The sequence below is a fragment of the Cellulosimicrobium cellulans genome, assembly GCF_024124905.1.
In the GTDB taxonomy this organism is placed as follows: Bacteria; Actinomycetota; Actinomycetes; order Actinomycetales; family Cellulomonadaceae; genus Cellulosimicrobium; species Cellulosimicrobium cellulans_G.
Genome location: NZ_JAMXST010000006.1, coordinates 219,680 through 240,501, shown reverse-complemented (window position 1 = coordinate 240,501; position 20,822 = coordinate 219,680). Strand labels below are relative to the sequence as shown.

Annotated in this window: 18 protein-coding genes and 3 tRNA genes; 6 read left to right on the top strand and 15 right to left on the bottom strand. The window is 74.4% G+C overall.

Annotated features, from left to right (window positions below):
• Positions 1–141: 141 nt before the first annotated feature.
• Positions 142–1,452, bottom strand: a complete 1,311-nt coding sequence (locus tag NHH00_RS19055; protein ID WP_253055104.1) for an MFS transporter — start codon at positions 1,450–1,452, stop codon at positions 142–144.
• Positions 1,449–3,095 carry an MFS transporter gene (locus NHH00_RS19050; protein WP_253055103.1) on the bottom strand — a complete coding sequence of 549 codons (1,647 nt, stop codon included), beginning with the start codon at positions 3,093–3,095 and terminating at the stop codon, positions 1,449–1,451. Before NHH00_RS19050 ends, NHH00_RS19055 begins: the two co-directional genes overlap by 4 nt.
• 72 nt (positions 3,096–3,167) lie before the next feature.
• Here NHH00_RS19050 and NHH00_RS19045 point away from each other — a divergent pair, with 72 nt between their 5' ends.
• Positions 3,168–4,307 carry a LacI family DNA-binding transcriptional regulator gene (locus NHH00_RS19045; RefSeq protein WP_253055102.1) on the top strand — a complete coding sequence of 380 codons (1,140 nt, stop codon included), beginning with the start codon at positions 3,168–3,170 and terminating at the stop codon, positions 4,305–4,307.
• 10 nt (positions 4,308–4,317) lie between these two features.
• On the opposite strand, the gene NHH00_RS19040 is transcribed toward NHH00_RS19045, so the two are convergent.
• Positions 4,318–5,853 (bottom strand): Tat pathway signal sequence domain protein, encoded by a 1,536-nt coding sequence (locus NHH00_RS19040; protein WP_253055101.1) that lies wholly within the window; start codon positions 5,851–5,853, stop codon positions 4,318–4,320.
• A gap of 160 nt (positions 5,854–6,013) precedes the next feature.
• On the opposite strand from NHH00_RS19040, the gene NHH00_RS19035 reads away from it, so the two are divergent.
• Both NHH00_RS19035 and NHH00_RS19030 read left to right on the top strand, forming a co-directional pair.
• Entirely contained in the window at positions 6,014–6,667 is a 654-nt protein-coding gene (locus NHH00_RS19035; RefSeq protein WP_374615310.1) for a SigE family RNA polymerase sigma factor, read from the top strand.
• The gene (locus tag NHH00_RS19030; protein WP_253055100.1) at positions 6,664–7,692 is read left to right on the top strand and encodes a hypothetical protein; all 1,029 of its coding nucleotides are present in this window, start codon (positions 6,664–6,666) and stop codon (positions 7,690–7,692) included. Before NHH00_RS19035 ends, NHH00_RS19030 begins: the two co-directional genes overlap by 4 nt.
• Before the next feature lie 90 nt (positions 7,693–7,782).
• Here the strand turns inward: NHH00_RS19030 and NHH00_RS19025 are convergent, their stop codons facing one another.
• The 6 genes from NHH00_RS19025 to NHH00_RS19000 form a co-directional block, all read right to left on the bottom strand.
• Positions 7,783–8,217, bottom strand: coding sequence for a MaoC family dehydratase (locus tag NHH00_RS19025; protein WP_253055099.1), 435 nt, complete (start codon positions 8,215–8,217; stop codon positions 7,783–7,785).
• Entirely contained in the window at positions 8,214–8,675 is a 462-nt protein-coding gene (locus tag NHH00_RS19020; RefSeq protein WP_141388455.1) for an FAS1-like dehydratase domain-containing protein, read from the bottom strand. Before NHH00_RS19020 ends, NHH00_RS19025 begins: the two co-directional genes overlap by 4 nt.
• Positions 8,676–8,703: 28 nt before the next feature.
• On the bottom strand, positions 8,704–8,874 hold the full coding sequence (gene rpmG, locus NHH00_RS19015; RefSeq protein ID WP_021482899.1) for a 50S ribosomal protein L33: 171 nt from the start codon (positions 8,872–8,874) through the stop codon (positions 8,704–8,706).
• An 86-nt stretch (positions 8,875–8,960) separates the two neighbouring features.
• Positions 8,961–9,037: transfer RNA gene (locus NHH00_RS19010), tRNA-Met, on the bottom strand.
• 61 nt (positions 9,038–9,098) lie between these two features.
• Positions 9,099–9,171: transfer RNA gene (locus NHH00_RS19005), tRNA-Thr, on the bottom strand.
• A gap of 154 nt (positions 9,172–9,325) precedes the next feature.
• A tRNA-Tyr gene (locus NHH00_RS19000) sits at positions 9,326–9,407 on the bottom strand.
• Positions 9,408–9,537: 130 nt separating this feature from the next.
• On the opposite strand from NHH00_RS19000, the gene rarD reads away from it, so the two are divergent.
• From rarD to NHH00_RS18985, 3 genes are read left to right on the top strand one after another with little or no spacing between them, the layout of a single operon-like run.
• On the top strand, positions 9,538–10,563 hold the full coding sequence (gene rarD, locus NHH00_RS18995) for an EamA family transporter RarD (protein WP_374615307.1): 1,026 nt from the start codon (positions 9,538–9,540) through the stop codon (positions 10,561–10,563).
• A gap of 56 nt (positions 10,564–10,619) precedes the next feature.
• A complete protein-coding gene (locus NHH00_RS18990; RefSeq protein WP_253055098.1) occupies positions 10,620–11,114 on the top strand; it encodes a YajQ family cyclic di-GMP-binding protein in 495 nt (164 codons plus the stop codon).
• Between the two features lie 14 nt (positions 11,115–11,128).
• Positions 11,129–12,091: an HAD hydrolase family protein gene (locus tag NHH00_RS18985; protein WP_253055139.1), complete on the top strand. Its 963-nt coding sequence runs from the start codon at positions 11,129–11,131 to the stop codon at positions 12,089–12,091.
• Here NHH00_RS18985 and NHH00_RS18980 read toward each other — a convergent pair.
• The 6 genes from NHH00_RS18980 to NHH00_RS18955 all read right to left on the bottom strand — a co-directional run bounded on the left by NHH00_RS18980 (position 12,060) and on the right by NHH00_RS18955 (position 20,777).
• Positions 12,060–12,449, bottom strand: coding sequence for a hypothetical protein (locus NHH00_RS18980; protein WP_253055097.1), 390 nt, complete (start codon positions 12,447–12,449; stop codon positions 12,060–12,062). The genes NHH00_RS18985 and NHH00_RS18980 overlap by 32 nt on opposite strands.
• 85 nt (positions 12,450–12,534) lie before the next feature.
• Complete coding sequence (htpX, locus tag NHH00_RS18975; RefSeq protein ID WP_253055096.1) at positions 12,535–13,419, bottom strand: zinc metalloprotease HtpX; 885 nt, start codon at positions 13,417–13,419, stop codon at positions 12,535–12,537.
• 188 nt (positions 13,420–13,607) lie between these two features.
• A complete protein-coding gene (locus NHH00_RS18970; protein ID WP_253055095.1) occupies positions 13,608–15,020 on the bottom strand; it encodes an FAD-dependent oxidoreductase in 1,413 nt (470 codons plus the stop codon).
• Between the two features lie 217 nt (positions 15,021–15,237).
• Positions 15,238–15,711 (bottom strand): LpqN/LpqT family lipoprotein, encoded by a 474-nt coding sequence (locus NHH00_RS18965; protein ID WP_253055094.1) that lies wholly within the window; start codon positions 15,709–15,711, stop codon positions 15,238–15,240.
• A gap of 179 nt (positions 15,712–15,890) precedes the next feature.
• Positions 15,891–16,163, bottom strand: a complete 273-nt coding sequence (locus NHH00_RS18960; RefSeq protein WP_021482523.1) for a WXG100 family type VII secretion target — start codon at positions 16,161–16,163, stop codon at positions 15,891–15,893.
• A 135-nt stretch (positions 16,164–16,298) separates the two neighbouring features.
• Entirely contained in the window at positions 16,299–20,777 is a 4,479-nt protein-coding gene (locus NHH00_RS18955) for an FtsK/SpoIIIE domain-containing protein (protein WP_253055093.1), read from the bottom strand.
• Positions 20,778–20,822: the final 45 nt, after the last annotated feature.

Sequence of the window (20,822 nt, the reverse complement as noted above, 5' to 3'; positions counted from 1 at the left end):
AGACGCGGCACCACCACCCACCCCGACCACCCAGGGCGACCAGACCGCCGTCGGCCACGACCACGGCTCTACCTCGGCAAACCACGCCTCTACCTCGGCCGACCAGGGCTCTACCTCGGCAAGCCCTGCGGTCGGTGCGGGTCAGCGGTTGGGGGTCTCCTCGGAGCGCTGGGCGGCCTGCTGGCCCGCGGAGCCGGCCGCGGTCGGGAGGGGGCGGGTGGCGCCGACGACCAGCAGTCCGACGACCACGGGCACCGCGATGACGAGGAGCGCGGCGCGGTAGCCGACGTGCTCGGCGAGGAACCCGATGAGGGGCGGGCCCATGAAGAACGCGGAGTAGCCGATGGTCGCGACGACGCTCACGCGCACGGCGGCGCGCGCCGGGTCGTCGGAGGCTGCGCTCATCCCGACAGGGAAGCCGAGCGCCGCGCCCATGCCCCACGCGACGACGCCGAGCAGCGCGAGCCAGATGCTCGGCGAGAGCGTGAAGAGCAGCAGCCCGACGAGGGCGAGCGCCGCCCCGAGCCGCAGCACGGTGACGCGGCCGTACCGGTCGAGCAGCCCCGTGCCGAGCAGGCGCATCCCGGTCATGGCCGTGAGGAACACGGCGAGGCCGACCGCCCCCATCGCGTCGGACGTCTCGAAGCCGTCGACGACGGCGAGGCTGACCCAGTCGTTCGCGGCGCCCTCGGTGAGCGCGGCGGCGAGGACGACGAGCCCGATGAGGAGCGTGCGCGGCTCGGTCCACGCGCTGAGCGCGCCGCGCGCGTTCTCCGACGCGGTGAGGGGTGCGCCGCTCCCCGCCGCGGCGGCGGGGTCCGAGCCCGCGGCGTCCTCCGACGCGTCGACGACGGCGTGGTCCACCTGCCCGGCCGGGAGGAAGAACCGCACGCACCACAGGACGCCGAGGAGGCTCAGCACGACGGCGGCCGTGAGGTGCGCCTGGACCGGGACGTGCAGCGCGGCCATGAGGGCCCCGACGCCCGCGCCCGCCATGGTGCCGAACGAGAAGCCGGCGTGGAAGCGCGGCATGATCGCCTTGCCGAGCCGCTGCTCGACGGCGGCGCCCTCGAGGTTCATCGCGGCGTCCCACACGCCCGTGCCGATGCCGGCGAGGAAGAGCCCGACCCGCACGACGACGTCCTCCCCCGTGGCCACGCCCGTGACGGCGGTGACGAGGCCGACGACGTTGGTCACGGCGAACAGCGTGACCGCCTTCGACGCGCCGAGCCGCTGCACGACCATGCCGGAGAGCGGCAGCGCGAGCAGCGAGCCGACGGCCATGAAGAGCAGCAGGAGGCCCATCTGGGCCTCGGTGAAGCCGAGGGAGTCCCGGACCGCGGGCAGGCGGGACGCCCAGGTCGCGAAGTTGAAGCCGTTGAGGAAGAAGACCGCGAACACGGCCCAGGTGGCGAGCGCGACGACACGACGGTCGGTGCGGGCGGCGGTCATGCGGAGGTCTCCTCGCGACGGTGCGACAGGCGGTTTCGGGGGCGACGGGCGGCGGCACGGCGGACGGTGACGGACGCCCCGGTGCGGGGCGTCGCGCGGGGCCGGCGCGCCCGGCGGGGGCGGTGCGCGTCGTCGGCCTCGTCCGGGACGGCGCCGGTCGCGCCGTCCCGGTCGACGTCGACCGTGCGGTCGACGGCGTCCACGGCGACCGGTGCGTCGGTCTCGGGTCCATCCTCCACCCCGGACGGCACGCCGTCGTCCACACCCGCCGGGCGACGCGGCGCCCGGGCGGCGAGCGCGGCCGGGGTGCGCAGGGGCGTGACCTGGCGCGCGAGGAGGACGCTGAGGACCATCGCGGCGACGATGAGCACGAGCGCGTGGCGCGCGCCCATGGCCTCGGCGGCGAGCCCGAGCAGGGGCGGTGCGGCGAGCGACGCCATCGACGCGAACGCGGACACGACGGACACGCGGCTGGCGGCGCGCAGCGGCTCGTCGGACGCGGCGGCGATGCCGACGGGCACCGCGAGCGCCGCACCGAAGCCCCAGAGCACGACCCCGGCCCCGGCGAGCGGGAGCGTCGGCGCGAACCCGAAGAGGAGCAGCCCGGCGATCGACGCGACGCCCGAGGCGCGGAGCACGGTCACGCGGCCGAAGCGGTCGATGAGGCGGGTCCCGGCGAGCCGCATGACCGTCATGGCCGCGACGAACGTGCCGAACACGACGGCCCCGACGGCCTCGGTCTGCGCGAACCCGTCGACGACGGCGAGCGAGAGCCAGTCGTTGGCCGACCCCTCGGACAGCGCGGCCGAGAGGATGACGAGGCCGATGAGCAGCGTGCGCGGCTCGCGCCAGGCCGAGAGCGCCGCCCCGAGCCGTGCGCCACGACGGGCGAGGCGCGCGCGGAGCCCGGCCGTCTCGACGTCGACGACGGCGTCGCCGAGCGCCTCGACCGGGGCGGGAGCGTCCGCCGGGGCGCGCGTCGGGAGCGTGTCGTGGACCGTCGCGGGGATCGCGGCGAGGCGCCAGGCCATGGCGACGGCGCCCGTCGCGACGAACTGGACGAGCACGGGGACCTGCGCGTGGGCGCAGGCCGCGCCGACGAGCGAGCCGACGACGGCGCCGACGGAGAACGCGGCGTGGAACTGGGGCAGGATGGTGCGCCCGACGCGCCGCTCGATGCCCGCGCTCTCGACGTTCATCGGGACGTTGCCGAGCGAGAACGCCATGCCGTTGACGAAGATGCCCGCGGCGAGCAGCGGGACGGAGCCCGTCGCGGGGCCGAGGCCGAGCAGCAGGAACGCGACGCCGAACAGGACCGCGGAGACGGCGAACGCGACGCGGCCGCCGAAGCGCGTGACGAAGGGGCCGGCGGCGGTGACCGTGGCGAGCGCACCGACGGCACCCGCGAGCAGCACGACGCCGAGGTCGGCGGGGGTGAGGCCGAGCGCGTCGCGCACCGAGGGGATGCGCGCGAGCCAGCTCGACATCATGCCGCCGTTGAGCGCGAACACGCCCAGCAGGACCCAGCGCGCCCGGGACAGGGCGCGGGGGTCGGACAGGAGGTCGGTCGGTGACTGCGCAGCACCTCCTCGAATCGATTCGATCCGACGGACGAGGGTGCGCTTCGAATCGATTCGAGGCATGGTCACCAGTGTGCGGGTACGCTGGCCGCGCGTCAATCGAGAATCCCGCGCGCGCGGGAGGCAGGGAGCGTGATGAGCGACACCCCCGGGAACCGGGAGCCCGCGGCCGGGCCGTCGGCCCACCGCCCCACGCTCGCGAAGGTCGCCGAGCTCGCCGGCGTCTCCGTCTCGACGGCGTCGCTCGCCTTCTCCGGCGCGGGACCGATCACCCCCGAGACCCGGGCCCGGGTGCTCGACGCGGCGAAGGAGCTCGGGTACACGGGGCCCAACCCGCTCGGCCGCCAGCTCCGGTCGGGGCGGTCCGGCGTCGTGGGCGTCGTCGTCGGCGACCAGCTCCGCCGAGCGTTCCGGGACCCCGTCGCCGTCCAGGTGCTCGACGGCCTCGTCTCGACCCTCGGCGAGAACGGCCTCGGCGTCCTCCTCATCCCCGGCATCCCGTCGGACGACCCGGCCCGCGCCGTCGACCCCCTCGTCGAGAGCGCGGCCATGGACGTCGCCGTCCTCGTGTGGGGCGTGGGGTCGGACGACGCGACGCTCGCCGCGCTCCAGCGGCGCGGCGTGCCCGTCGTCATCGGGGAGGGACGCGCGGTCGAGGGCACCCCGCTCGTCGCGATCCGCGACCGGGTCGGGACGGCCGACGCCGTACGGCACCTCGTCGACCTGGGCCACGCCCGCATCGCGGAGGTCTCGCTCCCCCTCGACAACTCCGACCGCAGCGGGCCGATCGACGCGCGGCGGCTCGCCCAGGTGGACCGTACGCCGACGGCGAACCGGCTCGCGGGCGTGCGGGACGTCGTCGAGCCCGTCGCGAGCTGGGAGACCGAGGCGTCGCTCGTCGAGCACGGCCGCTCCGCGACGCTGGCCCTCCTGGGACGCCCGGGCGCGGACGGGTCGACCGAGCCGGCCGACCCCGCCACCCGACCCACGGCGGTCATCGCCCACTCCGACCTGCTCGCCGCGGGCGCCCTGCTCGCCGCGCGCGAGCTCGGCCTGCGGGTGCCCGACGACGTCTCCGTAGCGGGGTTCGACGGGCTCGACCTGCCCTGGCTCGCCCCGGACGTCCTCACGAGCGTCCACCAGCCGCTCGCCCGCAAGGGCTCCGAGCTCGGTGTCGCCGTCATCCGCCAGCTCGCGGGCGAGAGCCCGACGACGGCCGAGCTCGACGTCGAGCTCGTGGTGGGGACGACGACGGGCCCCGCCCCCACCACCTGACACCGGCGGGTCAGCCGAGGCGACCGGGCTGCAGCGGGTTCGCCCGCGCGGCCGCCATGACGTACCAGGACGTCGCCCCGACGTGCTGCACCTGGAAGTACCCGAACCCGAAGCCCGAGTCGAGCAGGCTCGACGCGGCGACGACGCCGCCGCGGTCCGGCAGCGCCGCGCCGCCCATCGTCTGACCGGCGCCGACGCCCTCCTGCACGCCCTGCACCTCGCGCAGCAGACCCTCGGCCCGGACCCGGTCGTCGTCCCGCTCGCAGCCGCGGCGTCCCCGCCGCCGGTCGTCGCGGTTCCCCCGCCCGCGCGCCCCGCGGTCCGCGAGCGCCGACGCGAGCTGCGCCGTGCCCTCCAGCCACACCCCCTGCTGGTGCACCGGCAGCCCGTTGTACGACGCGCTCGACGTGAGGCTGGCGCTCGAGAACGTCACGCCCTCGACGACCGTCCCGGCGGGGAGCTGCGACACGCCCTCGCCCGCGACGTCCCGTGCGGCCAGCGCGTCGTCCGCCCAGTCGAGCGCGCGGGCGTAGCGGCGCTCGCGCAGCGCGAGCCAGCCCCACGTCTGCGGGTCGAGCGGGAGCGGGTCCCGGTTGATCTCGGTGCCGTCGTTCGTGCCGGTGTACAGGTAGCCGCCGTCGGGCTCCCACATGCGGTCGACGAACGCACGGGCGTGCTCGGCGGCCCGGTCCCAGCGCCGGTCGCGCGTCACGGAGCCGAGCTGGCGGAAGAACGCGACGCAGTCGATGTTGTGCTCGGTCGAGCCGTTGGGGATCGGGACGTTCGCGCCGTCGACGCCGAACGAGAAGCCGCCGAGGGGCGCCCGGGACCACGTGTGCGCGACGATCCACTCGCCGATCCGCAGCGCGGCGTCCCGGTAGCGCGCGTCGCGCGTCGCCGCGTACAGGTGCAGCAGGGCGATGCCGGGCCAGGCCATGTCCCCGACCGCCGTCCCGAGGAAGCCGAACTGCCACCCGACGTTCGCCGTCCCGTCGGGCAGCACGAGGCCGTGCTCCTGCGGCGTGCCGTCGTAGAACGTGTACGGCCCGACGTTGTACGCCTGACGCAGGCGGCCGTCGTCGTGGTCGGGGTCGTTCTCGAGCGCGAACACGAGCCCGTCGCCGAGCGCGCGGGCGCGGTCGAGGTAGCGGCGCCCCGCCGTGAGCGTCGCGAGGACGGCGAGGGCGTTGTCGTAGACGAACGCCGTGGAGAACAGGCCGAGCTGGTCGGCGTAGGACTGCGCGAGCCGCGGGCCGGGGTTGACCTCGGGGTAGGCGTCGGTCGCCGCGGCGAGGAAGCCGTGGGCGCGCTGGACCGACGCCGCGCGGCTCCGCGTCGGGCCACCGGCCGTCTGCCCGACGGCGCCCGCTGCCGCGGGCAGGGTCGCGCCCGGTCGTGCCGCCGCCGGGGTCGCCGTGAGCCCGGCGAGCGCGAGCGCTCCGCCGAGCGCGAGGACGGCGCGACGGTCGAGCCCCCGCGAGGGCGCGGGAGCGGGGTCGAGATCGCGAGGTTCGTGGGGTGCGGCGCGGCCGCCGTGCTGGGTCATGAGCGTCTCCTTCGACGTCGTGAGGTGCGCGACCCACGGTAGTGGGAGCGTTCCCATGGCGAAAGGGGGCGGGCCGTGGCGAACGATGTCGAAATCTGCGCTCCGGTCTCGGCACGAGACTCAACCTTCCGGCGCGGCCACGCGTGTGACAGTCATGACCGTGAACGCGATCGCCCTCTCGGCCGACGACGAGCCCGACGAGAGCCCACCCCCGGACGCCGTCCTCCCCGTCGTGCGCGCCGTCACCTCGCACGAGCAGGAGTTCAGCGACTTCATGGCGAGCGCCGCACCGCGGCTCGCGCGCACCGCGTGGCTGCTGTGCGGCGACGTGCACCTGGCCGACGAGCTCGTCCAGCAGGCACTCACCCGGACGTACCTGCACTGGCGCACGGCGCGCGAGCGCGACCCGTACGCCTACGCCCGCCGCACGCTCGCGAACCTGCGGGTCGACACGTGGCGCCGCCGACGCCGCGAGGTGCTCGTCGCCCCGCCCGACCTCCCCGAGACCGCGAGCGACGCCCGGGCCGACCAGCACGCCGAGCGGGACGTCCTCGTCCGCGCGCTCGCGACGCTCACGGCCCGCCAGCGCCGGATCGTCGTGCTGCGCCACCTCGTCGGGCTGAGCGAGAGAGAGGTCGCGGACGACCTCGGCGTCTCCGTCGGCACCGTCAAGTCCACGGCGTCGCGCGGGCTCGCCCAGCTCCGCTCGGTCCTCGGCGCCGCCGATCCCGCCGACGCGCGGGGCGGTGCGCTGCGCACCGCCCGCCTGCCGCACCACCCGACCAGCGACCAGACCGACAGGAGGCAGCCATGACCGGCACCCTTCCGACCGACGACGAGACGTTCGTCCACGCGCTCCGTGCGCGGGTCGACACGCTCGCCCCCCGCATCGACGTCGACACCGACCGCGTGCTCCCGACGGCCCGTCGCACCCGACGGCGGCGCCGCACCCTGGTCTCGGGCCTGTGCGCGCTCGCGGTCGTCGCCGGCGGGGTGGGCGCGGCGAGCTACTGGGCGGAGCCCAGTCCCACCCATCCCTCGCAGCTCGCCCCGGCGAGCGGCGGCGACGCCGCGGCCCTGGGTCCCGACGGGAGACCGCAGGGCAACGGACCCTCCGACGGGCCGTACTGGCGCGTCCGGACCCTGACGACCACGACGAACACGACCAGCGACGGACGGACGGAAGAGAGCACGCAGGGCATCACGTACTGGACCGCCCGCGACCCGGAGGGCGACTCGTACCGAGCGTTGGAAGGCGACGAGGCCCTGGAGCCCTGGCCCGGCTCGACGTTCGGGTCGCTCGTCGTCGACGGGGAGCTCGTCCGGCTCAGCTGGGACGCGCTCGCCACGCTCCCGACGGACCCCGCGGAGCTCGACGCGCTCCTGCGCGACAGCATCCGGGCGGAGCTCGGGTCGGTGAACGAGGACGCGCTCGCCCAGAAGACGTGGAACCTCCTCACGAGCGGGCCGACCTCGCCCGCCGTGCGCGACGGGCTCTGGGCCACCCTGAACGGGCTGACGGGCAGCACCCCGTTGGGTGCCGTCCAGGACACGCAGGGTCGCACCGGAGAGGGTCTCGAGTGGGTGGGCGAGGACCAGAGCAACCGGATCGTGCGCCTCGTCTACGACACCACCGAGCACCGCTTCCTCGAGCTCACCTTCGACGTCGACCTCGGCACGTCCGGCTCCGAGCCCACCGCCGACGACCCGACCGCGGGGACGAGCGACGAGGGTGCCGCGCTGCAGCACGTCGTGGAGCACACCACGTACCTCGACGAGGGGGAGGTCGCCGGGCCGCCCCGGGAGAGCGGCGGCCCCGACTGCTGGGAGACCTGCTGAGTCCGAGCGGGACGACGAGGGCGCCGCACCCGGCCGGGTGCGGCGCCCTCGTGGCGTCGGGAGCGCGGGGTCGCCCGAGGCGACCTCGGGTCAGAGGCGGACGACGGCCTGCGTCTTGCCGAGGACGCGCGCACCCTCGAACGTGACCGTGAGGTCGACGCGGACGGTGCCGGCGTCGGCGTCCACGGCGCCGACGGTGCCGGTGACCTCCAGCGTCGCGACGCCGGGGTTCGGCACGGCCACGGGGCGCGTGAAGCGCGTCTGGTAGTCGACGACGGCGCCCGGGTCACCGGCCCAGTCCTCGACCAGCGCGACGGCGGCGCCCATGGTGAACATGCCGTGCGCGATGACGCCCGGCAGACCGACCTCCGTCGCGAAGGCGTCGTTCCAGTGGATCGGGTTGAAGTCGCCGCTCGCGCCGGCGTAGCGGACGAGGCGCGCGCGGTCGACCTCGACCGTGCGCGTCCCGATCACGTCGCCGACGGAGAGGTCGGCGAGGACGGGGCGAGTGACGTCGGTGCTCATGCGCCCTCCCCGCGGACGGCGAGGGTGGAGGTGACGGTCGAGACCGGCTCGGTACCGCCGTCGGGCAGGAGCGCGGCGATCTCGCAGCGCGTGGTGACCATGGCGAGGCCGGCTCGCTCGACGATCGAGTCCACGTGCAGCACGGTCACGAGCTCGTCGCCCGCGACGATCGGCCGGTGGTGCGTGAAGCGCTCGTCCGCGTGGACGACGCGCGAGAAGTCGATGCCCGCCTCCGGGTCCTCGATGAGCTGCCCCTCCGCCCGCTGGGCGACGACGACCGCGAAGGTCGGAGGTGCGACGAGGTCCGGATAGCCAGCACCCCGCGCCGCCACGAGGTCATGGTGCACGGGGTGGGTGGCGCCGACGGCGCCGGAGAACTCGCGCAGCTTCTCGCGTCCCACCGAGTACGGCGCGTTGGCGGGGTACTCGCGGCCGACGTAGGCCAGGTTGACGCTCACTGCGGTGCGCGGGCGCGGAGCCGGAGGCTCAGCGGGTCTCGCGGTGCGCGGTGTGCTTGCCGCAGCGCGGGCAGAACTTCGCGAGCTCCAGGCGGTCCGGGTCGTTGCGACGGTTCTTCTTCGTGATGTAGTTGCGCTCCTTGCAGTCCACGCAGGCCAGCGTGATCTTGGGGCGAACGTCAGCGCTCTTGCTTGCCACGGTAGTGAGCCACCTCTCGCGCCTCCGGAGGGCGCATGTGCTGTGCAGGTCGCACGACGCCGGCCGCCGTGCGAGGTTGTCGAAAGTGGTAGCGGAGGCGGGGATCGAACCCGCGACCTCACGATTATGAGTCGTGCGCTCTAACCATCTGAGCTACCCCGCCGCGTGACTGAACGCGAGGCCGTCTCGCAGTATTCCAGCAAGACGGCCCCGCGTCACCACAGAGCCCCGAAAGGGAATCGAACCCTTGACCTTCTCCTTACCATGGAGATGCTCTGCCGACTGAGCTATCGGGGCAGCGCGGAAAACTCTACACGGAACACGGCGTCGAACGAAATCGGCGCCGTTCCGCCGTTCCTGGGCCCTCCGGCCTCGCTCTCCACCGGCGTCGCGCGCCGTCCGGGACGACGACGACGGGGCGCCACCCGTAGGTGACGCCCCGCCGTTCCGGTGGCAGGTGAGGGATTCGAACCCCCGAAGGCTGAGCCGTCTGATTTACAGTCAGATCCCTTTGGCCGCTCGGGCAACCTGCCGTGTGGAGTTGTCGCTCGCCGAGAGCGGCTGCACCAGGTGCAGCCCCTGCCGTGCGGGCGTGCCAACGATACAGCCCGACCGGACCAGGTGCGAAATCCGCCTGTGGGCACCCGTCCGTAGAGTGGTGCGGTGACCCACCCCTCCCCCGCGCCGGACCACCTCCCCGGCACCGGGACCCCCGGCCCCGCCCCCACCGCCGCACCGTCCGCGCCCGCTCCAGCCGCGCCGTCGGGCCCCCCGCGCGGCGCCCCCGCCCCGACCGACCGCTGGGGCCTCCTGCTCGGTGCCGGCGCGTTCTTCCTCTGGGGCGCGATGCCCCTGTACTTCCCGCTCCTGGAGCCGGCGGCGCCGCTCGAGATCATCGCGCACCGGGTCGTGTGGAGCCTGCTCTTCTGCCTCGTGCTCCTCGCCGCGACGCGCCAGCTCGGCGGGTTCGTCACCGCGCTGCGCACCCCGCGCACGCTCGGCGTGCTCGCCGTCGCCGCCGTCCTCATCGTGACCAACTGGACCGTCTACGTGTACGGCGTGCTCAGCGGCCACGTGCTCGACGCCGCGCTCGGGTACTTCATCAACCCGCTCGTCACGGTCCTGCTCGCCGTCGCCGTGCTGCGCGAGCGGCTGCGCCCGGCGCAGTGGGCGGCCGTCGGCATCGGCGTCGCCGCCGTGGTCGTCATCAGCACCGGCTCGGGAGGGCTGCCGTGGATCGCGCTCGCGCTCGCGGCCTCGTTCGGCCTCTACGGCCTCGTGAAGAACCGCGTGGGCCGGACGGTCGAGGCGCTGCCGGGCCTCGCCGTGGAGACGGCCGTGCTCACCCCCGTCGCCCTGGCGTACCTGGTCTGGCTCGGCACGACGGGCGCCGGCACGTTCGGCGCCGAGGGGACCGGCCACGCGCTCCTGCTGGCGTCCGCCGGGATCGTCACGGCCCTGCCGCTGCTCCTCTTCAGCGCCGCCGCGCGACGGCTCCCGCTGAGCGTCGTCGGGCTCCTGCAGTACCTCGGCCCGGCGCTGCAGTTCCTCGTCGGCCTCCTCGTGTTCCACGAGCCCATGTCGCCGACCCGGTGGGCCGGCTTCGGGCTCGTGTGGGCCGCGCTCGTCGTGCTCTCCGTCGACGGGCTGCGGGCGGCGCGCGCGACGCGTCTCGCGACCCGAGCCTGAGCCCGCTCGACTACGGTGGGACCCAGCACCCGTTCCGGCCCGAGAGAGGACCACCCATGGCCGACTCGTCGTTCGACATCGTGAGCAAGGTCGACCGCCAGGAGGTCGACAACGCGCTGAACCAGGCGGCCAAGGAGGTCGCGCAGCGCTACGACTTCCGCAACGTCGGCGCGTCGATCGCGTGGAGCGGCGAGAGCATCGTGATGACCGCCAACTCGGCCGAGCGCGTGCTCGCCATCCTCGACGTCTTCGAGACCAAGCTCATCAAGCGCGGCATCTCCCTCAAGTCCCTCGACACGGGCGACAAGGAGCCCAAGGCGTCGGGCAAGGAGTACCGCCTCGCGGCGACCCTCAAGGAGGGCCTGTCGAGCGAGAACGCGAAGAAGATCACCAAGATCATCCGCGACGAGGCGCCCAAAGCCGTCAAGACCCAGATCACGGGCGACGAGGTCCGCGTGACGAGCAAGTCGCGCGACGACCTGCAGGCCGTCATCGCGCTGCTCAAGAGCGCCGACCTCGACGTCGCGCTGCAGTTCACGAACTACCGGTAGCGCTCGCCGTGACCCTGCGCGACGGCGGCGCGTCCCCGGTCGCACCGGGTCGCCCTGCCGCGTCGTCGAGCGCGCTCCCGCGCGTCGTCGCGACGGACCTCGACGGCACGCTCCTGCGGTCCGACGGGACCGTCTCGGAGCGCACGCGCGCCGCGCTGCGCGCCGCCGAGGACGCCGGGGTGGAGGTGGTGTTCGTCACGGCGCGCCCGCCGCGCTGGCTCGACCAGCTCGCCGACGTCGTCGGCGGGCACGGGCACGTCATCTGCCTCGGCGGCGCGGCCGTGTGGGACCTGGCCACCGCGAGCCCGCTCGACGTGTGCGGCTTCGCCCCGGACGAGGCGGCCGCGCTCGTCGCCGACCTGCGCGCCGCCGTGCCGGGCGTCGCGCTCGCGTTCGAGAGAGTCGACGGGCCGACGTTCGACCCGGGCTTCCGCTCCACCCCGGACGACGACGCGGACGTCGTCGCCGCGGTCGAGTCGACGCTCGCCGCCCCCGGCGCCACCCCCGGCACCGGCCCCCGGCAGCCCGTCGGCAAGATCCTCGCGCGGGACCCCGGCGCGCCGGTCGAGGACGCCCCCGCGACGCAGCCCGTCGTCGTCGCGGACGGGCAGACGACGGCGCAGGAGACGTTCTTCGCGCGCGTGCGCGACGCGGTCGGCGACCGGGCGCACCTCGCCTACTCCGGGGCGGCGGGCCTCGCCGAGCTGCTCGCCCCGGCCGTGACGAAGGACGCCGCGCTCGCGCGCTGGTGCGACCGGCTCGGCGTCGACGCCCGCGACGTCTGGGCGTTCGGGGACATGCCCAACGACCTGCCCATGCTGCGCTGGGCGGGCCGCTCGTTCGCCGTCGCGAACGCGCACCCCGACGTCCTGGCCGCGGCGACCGACCGCACCGCCGCGAACGACGACGACGGCGTCGCCGCCGTCCTCCTCGACGCGCTGGGGGTCAGCGCGCCGGGCGGCGCCTCCGCGCCGTGACCGCCAGCCCGACGTGGAGGGCGACCGCGACGTACGCGGCGAGCAGGCCGACCCAGCCCTGGGCGAGCGCCTGGTCGTCGAGGACGCGCCACGTGCCGACGGCCGCCCCGACGGCGGTGAAGACGCCCACGACGACGTAGAGCGCCGTCTCGCGCGCGACCGGGCCGGGCGCGCGCCGCGTCAGCGCGAGACCGACCGCGGCGGACAGGCACGCGAGACCCGAGACCGTCACGGCGGTGACCACGTCGTCGACAATCCACCCGTGGCCGTGCCGTTGGCGCAGCACGAGCGTGGGCCCGCCGACGGCGAGGAGCACGAGGGCGAGGTCGCGCGCGAGATGCGTTCGGCGGCGGGGCACGGGGTCATCGTGCCACCTGCCCCGCGCGTCGGCGCTGCGCGTCTGCCGCGCCCGTGGCCCCGCCCGGCACGCCGCCCCGCGCCCGTCAGTGGTAGGTGATGCCGCCGTAGCCCGGGCCGTGGCCGGCCATCGTCTCGAGCCGCTTGATGCGCTCCGCCATCAGGGGGTGGGTCGCGAACATCTTGGCGACGCCCGCACCACGGAACGGGTTCGCGATCATGAGGTGCGAGACGTCCACGAGGTCGCGGTTCTGCGGGAGCGGGGCCCGCTGCGTGCCCGCGTCGAGCTTGCGCAGCGCGGACGCGAGGGCGAGCGGGTCGCCCGTGAGCTTCGCGCCGTCCTCGTCGGCGTCGTACTCGCGCGTGCGCGAGATGGCGAGCTGGATCAGCATCGCCGCGACGGGCGCGAGGACGACCATCGCGATCGCCGCGAGCGGGTTGCCGCCGCGGTCGCGGTCACCGCCGAAGATCAGCAGGAACTGCGCGAGCGACGTGATCACGCCTGCCAGCGCGCCCGCGACCGACGACGTGAGGATGTCGCGGTTGTACACGTGCATGAGCTCGTGCCCGAGCACCCCGCGCAGCTCGCGCTCGTCGAGGAGGCGCAGGATGCCCTCCGTGCAGCACACGGCCGCGTTCCTGGGGTTGCGGCCCGTCGCGAACGCGTTGGGCGCCTGCGTCGGCGAGACGTAGAGGCGGGGCATCGGCTGGCGCGCCTCCGTCGAGAGCTCGCGCACGATCCGGTACATCGCGGGCTGCTCGAGCTCGCTCACGGGGCGCGCGTGCATCGCGCGGATCGCGATCTTGTCGGAGTTCCAGTACCCGTAGAACGTCGTCACGAGCCCGATGCCGACGAACAGCCACAGCAGGTTCGCCCTGGCGCCGAACAGCGCCCAGAGGCCGAGGACGATGGCCCACATGACGCCGAACAGGCCGGCCGTCTTGAGACCGTTGAAGTGCTGACGCCCCACGCTGTGCTCCCTTCCGCGCCCCGGGCACCCGCGTGGTCCGCCGGGCACCCGACGGGCGCCGACCCCGTCGACGCCCACCTGATGAACGCCCGAGGCGACCGTCCCGTTCCCGGGCACGACGACGACGGCGCCCCACCCGGAGCGGGTGGGGCGCCGTCGTGCTCAGGTGCTCGGGCGCGACCGCCGGGTCAGCCGACCTGCGTCTCGCCGCGCGCCACGCGGATCATGTCCTCGCGCGGCACGACCTTGATGCGCTCGCGCCCGTGCGGCTCGCCGAGGGAGCGCTCGTACGCGTCGAGCAGCTCCCAGCCGGACCACTCGATGTGGTCGACGCCGCGCTCGCGGAGGAACTCCACGACGGCCTCGGGGTCCCCGAGCGGGGCGACGCGCCCCGCCGCGAGGTCCGCGGCCGCGACGTCGCCGCCGTCGCCCGCACCGGTGACGTCCTCGACGAGGTGGCGGATCGTCTCGGAGGCGTCCGACTTGGTGTGGCCGATGAGGCCGACGGGGCCGCGCTTGATCCAGCCCGTCGCGTACACGCCGGGGATGTGCTCGCCGTCGATGTCGATGACCCGGCCCTCGCGGTTCGGGATGACGCCCTTGAGCTCGTCGAACGGGATCTCCGGCAGCGGCGACCCGAAGTAGCCGACCGCGCGGTACACGGCCTGCACGGGCCACTCGTGGAACTCGCCCGTGCCGGAGACGGTGCCGTCGCCGTTGAGCCGCGTGCGCTCGGTGCGCAGCGCCTCGACCTTGCCGTCGCCGAGGACCGCCGCCGGCGCGTGGAGGAAGTGCAGGTGCAGGCGGCGCGACGCCGTGTTCTCGCTCGGGTCCTTGAGCGTCCAGTCCGTGAGGGTCTTGACGACCTGCTTGGTCTGGTTGGACGAGCTGATGGCCGCCATCGACCCCTCGTCGAACTCGAAGTCCTCCGGGTACACGATGACGTCGACGTCGGGGACGTGGCCCAGCTCCCGCAGCTCGAGCGGCGAGAACTTGGCCTGCGCCGGCCCTCGGCGGGCGAAGACGTGCACGTCCGTGACCGGCGAGGCCTTGAGGATCTCGTAGACGTTCTGCGGGACCTCGGTCGGCAGCAGGTCGTCCGCGTGCTTGGCGAGCACGCGCGCGACGTCGAGCGCCACGTTGCCGGCCCCGACGACCGCGACCTGCTGCGCCTCGAGCGGCCACGTGCGCGGGACGTCGGGGTGGCCGTCGTACCAGGACACGAAGTCGGCCGCGCCGTACGAGCCCGGCAGGTCGATGCCCTCGATCGGCAGGGCCGCGTCGCGGATCGATCCCGTGGAGAAGATCACCGCGTCGTAGTACTGGCGCAGGTCGTCCAGCTTGAGGTCGACGCCGTAGTCCACGTTCGCGAGCAGGCGGATGTCGCCGCGGCTCAGCACCTTGTGGAGCGCCACGATGATCTGCTTGATGCGCGGGTGGTCCGGCGCGACGCCGTAGCGCACGAGGCCGAACGGCGCAGGCAGACGCTCGAACAGGTCGATGCTCACGTCGAGGTCGGTCTTGGACAGGATGTCCGCGGCGTAGATCCCGGCGGGACCAGCGCCGACGATCGCGACGCGCAGTGGACGGATGCTGCTCACAGGACGGTGCGCCTTCCGGTCGAGGACGGGGGTCTCTCCCGCGCGGCCGACGGGCCGTTCCGCGTCGACCGGAGTGGGTACCGGCCGCAGGAGACCTCTCGATTGTACGACTGGGGTGAGGGTCGCCTCACTCGGGCCCTCTCCTCCATGACCAGGGTCTCACCGGTCTCGCCTGGTGGATACCTCGTCTTGTGATCCGGGCGAATGTAACGCCGGGTCAGCGGTCGACGCACAGGCTCTCCTGGATCGCGCGGATCTCCGCCGCGGCCCACGGGTGCTGGAGGAGCGTGCACGTCCCCGTCGTCTGGACGAGGTCGGCCACCGGCCCGCGCGGGACGACGACCGTCCGCACCGACTGCACCAGCACCGCTCCCCCGCCGCCCTTGAAGGACGCCTCGACCCACCGCCCCGGCAGGCCGTCCACGTCCACGTCGCCGCCGTCGAGCTGACGCAGCCGCGGCAGCGGCTTGAGCTTGCGCAGCACCTCGGCGTGCGCGTCGTCGAGCGTCTGCTCGGCCCGGATGCGCGAGACCACGACGATGACGTTCGGGTTGAACTCCCCCTCCTCGACCTCGCGCCCGAGCGCGAGCGGCAGGGCGACGTGGGGCAGCGGGACCCAGCGGTCGGGCGCGTCGAGCCGCACCCCCACGGGCGCGGGGAAGTCGTCGCTCGGGTAGCGCAGCTCGGCCATGCGTCAGGTCCTCTCGGTCGCTCTCGTCGCGCGCCGGCGGCGCGGGGCGCGCCAGCAGTCTCGCAGACCGTCGGACCACCGACCGCCCGGCCGCCCGTCAGCGCGCCACGTCCGACCCCGGGCACACGGAGGGCGCGGGACCCGTCCCGGGTCCCGCGCCCTGCGTGGAGCTCAGCGGATCAGCTGTTCGAAGCCTGCTCCTGCTGCTGCGCGTTCTGCGTGGCCTTCTGGCCCGCGTCCGTCAGCGTCTGCGCGACGTTGTTGAGCTGCGTCTGCGCGGCCGGCCAGTCGCTGCCCTTGAACTGCTGGGCGTCGGGGCCCTCCCACGGCACGCTCTGGATCTGCGAGTTCAGGTTCTGCATGGTCGTGCGGATCTCGTCCGCCTTCTGCTGCAGCGTCTGACCGAGCCCACGCAGCTCCTCGACGTTCGCGCCCCACATGCCACCAGCCATGGTGTTCTCCTTCTGTGTCTCGACCCCCACCCTGCGTGGACGTCGTCCCGTTGTCGATGGCCCTACTCAACCATCGGCCCGCGAGCCCCGTCGATGGGGAGGTGTCCCCATGAGGTCCCCACGGGCGTCACGTCGCTACCGCGGGAGCGCGACGTGCAGCTTGCGCGCCCTCCCGGAGACGACGAGGAAGCCTCGTCCCGGCGGGAAGTCCGCGCGCCGGATCCGGCCGAGACCGGTCCCGAGCAACGTGTCGCCGTCGAGGTCGCCCGGCGTGAGGAGCAGACCGCTGCGACCCGCCTTGAACGGCTGCGCGATGGCCCACGCCTGCCCCCAGGTCGACGACTCGGCCTCGCCCACGACGAGCTGCTCGGCACGCGTGGCGGCCCGCACGAACGCGACGAGCGGCTGCTCCGCCGGCGTCCCCGTGAACTCCGTCACCGACTCGACGAGCACGGTGAGCGCACCGGGCCGCAGCGACCCGCCGTCGAGCGCCTGCGTGAGCGACTCGAGGAGCGTCACGACCTCCTCGGGCGACGTCGCCGCCGTGTCCCACGCGTCGAGCGCCGAGATGCTCGTGCGGCGCGGCGAGAGGTACACGACCCGGCCCGCGCGCGCCCGGCGCACCGCCTGGGCGATGGTGACGAGCGCCGTCGTGCGACCGCCCCCGGGCGGACCCGAGAGCATGAACGTCCCCCGGGCGGGCAGCGCCACCGGGGCGATGTCGAGGTCGTCGAGACCGATGGTCGGCCGGCCCCCCGTGACCTCGGGCAGCGTGTCCAGCGCGAAGCTGTCGGGCAGCCGCTCGACGCCCGGCGCCTGCTGGATGCCGAGGCGCGTCATCGCGTCGCGCAGCTTGCCCAGCTCGCGCGCCTGCAGCGCCACGTTCGGGTCGCCGCCCAGGACCGCGATCTGGACCTCGTTCTCGTCGAGCACACCGCGGCCGGGCGGGGACGTGAGCGACAGGACGTCCTTGGGGACGCCGAGCGTCAGGTAGTCGTCCTCGCTCGCCAGGCGCAGCACGAGCCGCTTCTGGATCGTCGACCCCAGCGACGTCGGGACCGACGCCGCGCGGTCGCCCGCGACGACGACGTGCACGCCGACCTGGCGGCCGTCGGTCGCGATCGCCGTGAACGCGCCCCACACGGGGAACGCGTGCGCGGGCCGGAACTCGTAGGACTCGCGGAACGCGCCGATCCCGTCGACCAGCAGCAGGATGCGCGGCTCGTCGGGGGCGTTCGCGAGGCGCCGGTACTCGTCGAGGCTGCCCGCACGGACCGAGGCGTACCGGGCCGAGCGCTCGTCGACGAGGTCGCGCAGCGTGCGCAGCACGCGCTGGACGCGCTCCTCGTCGTCGCCCGCGATGACCGCGCCGACGTGGGGCAGGTCCTCGAGCATGCGCAGGCCGCTCGCGCCCGCGTCGATCGCGTAGACCTGGACGGGGCCGCCGCGCGCCGTGATCGCCGCGGAGACGGCGATCGTCCGCAGGGTCGCGCTCTTGCCCGAGCCGCCCGTGCCGTAGATCGCCATGTTGCCGTCGCGGTCGGGCTCGTAGAAGACCGTGGGCTGCGCCTGGGTCGTCGGGTCGTCCTCCACGCCGAGGAGGAGCATCGTGTCGGTGCGCGGGTTGGGCAGCCGCGCGAGGTCGTAGGTCGGGGCGAGCTCGGCCAGCCAGGGCTTGCGCGGCATCGGGACCGCGGCCTCCGTCGCGGCCCGCGAGATCGTCGCGACCACTCGGGCGATGTCGTTGGGACCCGGGTCGGTGACCTCCTCGACCTCGGGCTCGGGCAGCTCCCAGCGGATGTCGGAGCCGAACGCCATCTCCTGGACGTCGATGCGGGGCCGCTCGGGGCGCGAGGTCGTCCATCCGCCCGCGTAGCCGGTCTGGAACGGCGTGATACGCCCGGGGCCGGTCTTCACGGCGCCGCGGCCCGGGATCGACGGGTCGAAGTGCGCGGCCATCGGGATGCCGAGGATGTCCGTCGAGTCGTCCTCGTCGGCCATGCGCAGCGCGACGCGCAGGTTCGTGTTCGCGCGCAGGTTGTCCTTGATGACGCCGGCCGGACGCTGCGTCGCGAGGATGAGGTGCAGGCCGAGCGAGCGACCACGCTGGGCGACGTCCACGACGCCGTCGACGAACTCCGGGACCTCGTTGACGAGGGCCGCGAACTCGTCGACCACGATGAGCAGGCTCGGCGGCGCGTCGGGGTCGCCGGTCCGCTCCAGCGAGGCGAGGTCCTTGGCCTTCTTCCGGTTGAGCAGGTGCTCGCGGTAGCGCAGCTCGGCGCGCAGCGACGTGAGGGCGCGGCGCACCAGGTGCGGCGACAGGTCGGTGACGAGGCCGACGGTGTGCGGGAGGTGCACGCAGTCCGCGAACGCGGCGCCGCCCTTGTAGTCGACGAAGAGGAACGTCACGCGGTCCGGGCTGTGGGCGGCGGCCATGCCGAGCACCCAGGACTGGAGGAACTCCGACTTGCCCGCACCGGTCGTACCGCCCACGAGCGCGTGCGGGCCCTGCGTGCGCAGGTCGAGGTAGAGGGGCTCCGTCCCCGAGTGCCCGACGAGGCCGCGCAGGTTCGTCGGCGCCTTGCGCCGCACGGGCGGCGAGCCGTCGCGCGGCGTCAGGGAGCCGTTCTCGCGCCACGCGTCGATGAGGCGGCCCGGGTCCTCGGCCAGCGCGGTACCCGCGAGCGTGAGGTACGAGACCGAGCGCGGGAGGTCGGAGTCGTCGTCGACGGGCGCGCCGACGTCGACCACCGGGGCCAGGATGCGCGCCACCTCGTGGGCCGTCGCGAGGTCCACCGTCTCGCACGCCACGGGGAACGACAGGCGGCCGACCCGGACCTCGCCGCTCGTGGCGCCCGCGGTGGCACCCGGCGCGGCCGCGGCGTCGACGGTGTCCACGAGGACGAACGTGCGGCACGCGGCCGGGAGCTGCTCTACCGAGGGGGCGACCCAGACGACGTGCACGCCCGCGTCCGCGCCGCGCTCCACGAGGCGCGTGAGGCGCGAGCGGTCCACCGGGGCGTCGTCCTCGACGAGCACGACGACGGTCGGCAGCACCGGCTTGGGCGTGTCCTCGCCCTCCTCGGGGTCGATCGGCCCGCGCAGCTCGGCGTGCGTGTCGAGGTCTGCCCCGCGCGCCTCGACCAGGTCCTCGAGCTGCGACAGCAGCGCCTGCGCGGCGCCCGGGTTGTCGGCCAGGTGGTCGCCACCCAGCGGGCTGTGCGGCGACCCGGTGTGCGGCAGCCACTCGAGCCACTCCCAGTCGGCGCGCGAGCGCTGCGACGTCATGGCCGCGAGCACGAGCTCCGACGGCGAGTGCAGGCCCGCGAGCTGGACGAGGATCCCGCGCGCGACGGCGTCGACCGCGGACCCCGCACCGGCGACGCCGAGCGCGCCGTCCGTGCGCAGGCGCGCGACGACCGGGACGCCCGAGATCGTCGCGCACTGGGCGTGCAGCTTCTCCAGCTCGTTCCAGTACTCCGGCAGCGTGTTGTTCTCGCCCGGCTGCTCGAGCTGGGTGCGCGACGGCGCGGCGCCGAGCCCGATGCGGACCGTCAGGAACGCGTCGTGCTCCGGGCGGTGCGTCCACATCAGCCCGCCGAGGCGCCGGACCGCGTCGACCGTGTCGCCCACCGACGGCGCCTCCGAGAGGCGCACGGCGCGCTCGACGGCGTGCGTGCGGTCGATCGTCTCGCGCATCGCGACGACCCCCGCCTCGAACTGCTCGCGCTGCGCCTTGAGCTTGCGCCTCGCCTGCACCTTCTGGTCGAGGTAGTTACCGAGCATGAGGATCGGGCTCAGGCCGACGAAGACGATCGACAGGACGTTGCGCGTGACGGAGTAGAGGATCGCGCCCATGAGGAGCGGCGCGACCATGGCCAGGTAGGGGAAGCGCTGCGGCTCCGGCGGCTGCGGCGGCTTGGGCGCCTTGAGCTTGCGCTCGGGGAAGCGCGCGACGACGCGCGGGGACCGGTTGAACTCGACGACCGGGCTCGTCGGCGCGAGGCTCGTCGTGCGGTGCAGCGCGACGACGGACACGACCGTGCTGCCGATCGTCACCGTGTCCGACGACGTGAGCGTCGAGCGCGTCATGCGCTGGCCGCCCATGACGAGCCCGTTGGCCGAGTTGGTGTCCGTGATCTCGATCGTCTCGCCGACCGTGAGGCGGGCGTGCCGCTTGGAGATCTGCGGGTCGCTCAGCCGGATGTCCATGTTGCGGTCGCGGCCGAGGTAGCTCGTCCCCACGGGCAGCGGGAACTCGCGCCCCGCGTCCGGCCCCTCGAGCACGCGCAGGACGGCGACGGCCGCTCCGCGGTCCTGCCCAGGCGCGTCGAACTGCTCGGAGACGCGCACGATCGACACCGTCGACCCGGACCGCAGCCCCGCCTCGGTGAGGTCGCTCGTCGGGGACAGCACGCGCCCCTGCCCGGACCCCGACGGCGCGGTGCCGACCTGGAGCGTGAGCCGGTCCGGGACGGCGGTGCCCGACCGGGTGGGGTCGCCCGCGAACAGCGCCTCGGCGACGTCGCGCACCGTGGCCGTCGCGTCCGCCGTGACGGCGACGTTGGTCGTGCTGGCGTCAGGGCGGTGCAGCGTGAGCTTGATTCGCACGGAGTTTCCTGTTCAGGTCCGGGGAGAGGGACGGGCAGGTGGGAT

Excerpts from the sequence above, each read along its gene's own strand:
- NHH00_RS19055 (WP_253055104.1), bottom strand. The coding sequence starts at position 1,452 with ATGACCGCCGCCCGCACCGACCGTCGTGTCGTCGCGCTCGCCACCTGG.
- NHH00_RS19050 (WP_253055103.1), bottom strand. The coding sequence starts at position 3,095 with ATGCCTCGAATCGATTCGAAGCGCACCCTCGTCCGTCGGATCGAATCG.
- NHH00_RS19045 (WP_253055102.1), top strand. The coding sequence starts at position 3,168 with ATGAGCGACACCCCCGGGAACCGGGAGCCCGCGGCCGGGCCGTCGGCC.
- NHH00_RS19040 (WP_253055101.1), bottom strand. The coding sequence starts at position 5,853 with ATGACCCAGCACGGCGGCCGCGCCGCACCCCACGAACCTCGCGATCTC.
- NHH00_RS19030 (WP_253055100.1), top strand. The coding sequence starts at position 6,664 with ATGACCGGCACCCTTCCGACCGACGACGAGACGTTCGTCCACGCGCTC.
- NHH00_RS19025 (WP_253055099.1), bottom strand. The coding sequence starts at position 8,217 with ATGAGCACCGACGTCACTCGCCCCGTCCTCGCCGACCTCTCCGTCGGC.
- NHH00_RS18990 (WP_253055098.1), top strand. The coding sequence starts at position 10,620 with ATGGCCGACTCGTCGTTCGACATCGTGAGCAAGGTCGACCGCCAGGAG.
- NHH00_RS18965 (WP_253055094.1), bottom strand. The coding sequence starts at position 15,711 with ATGGCCGAGCTGCGCTACCCGAGCGACGACTTCCCCGCGCCCGTGGGG.
- NHH00_RS18960 (WP_021482523.1), bottom strand. The coding sequence starts at position 16,163 with ATGGCTGGTGGCATGTGGGGCGCGAACGTCGAGGAGCTGCGTGGGCTC.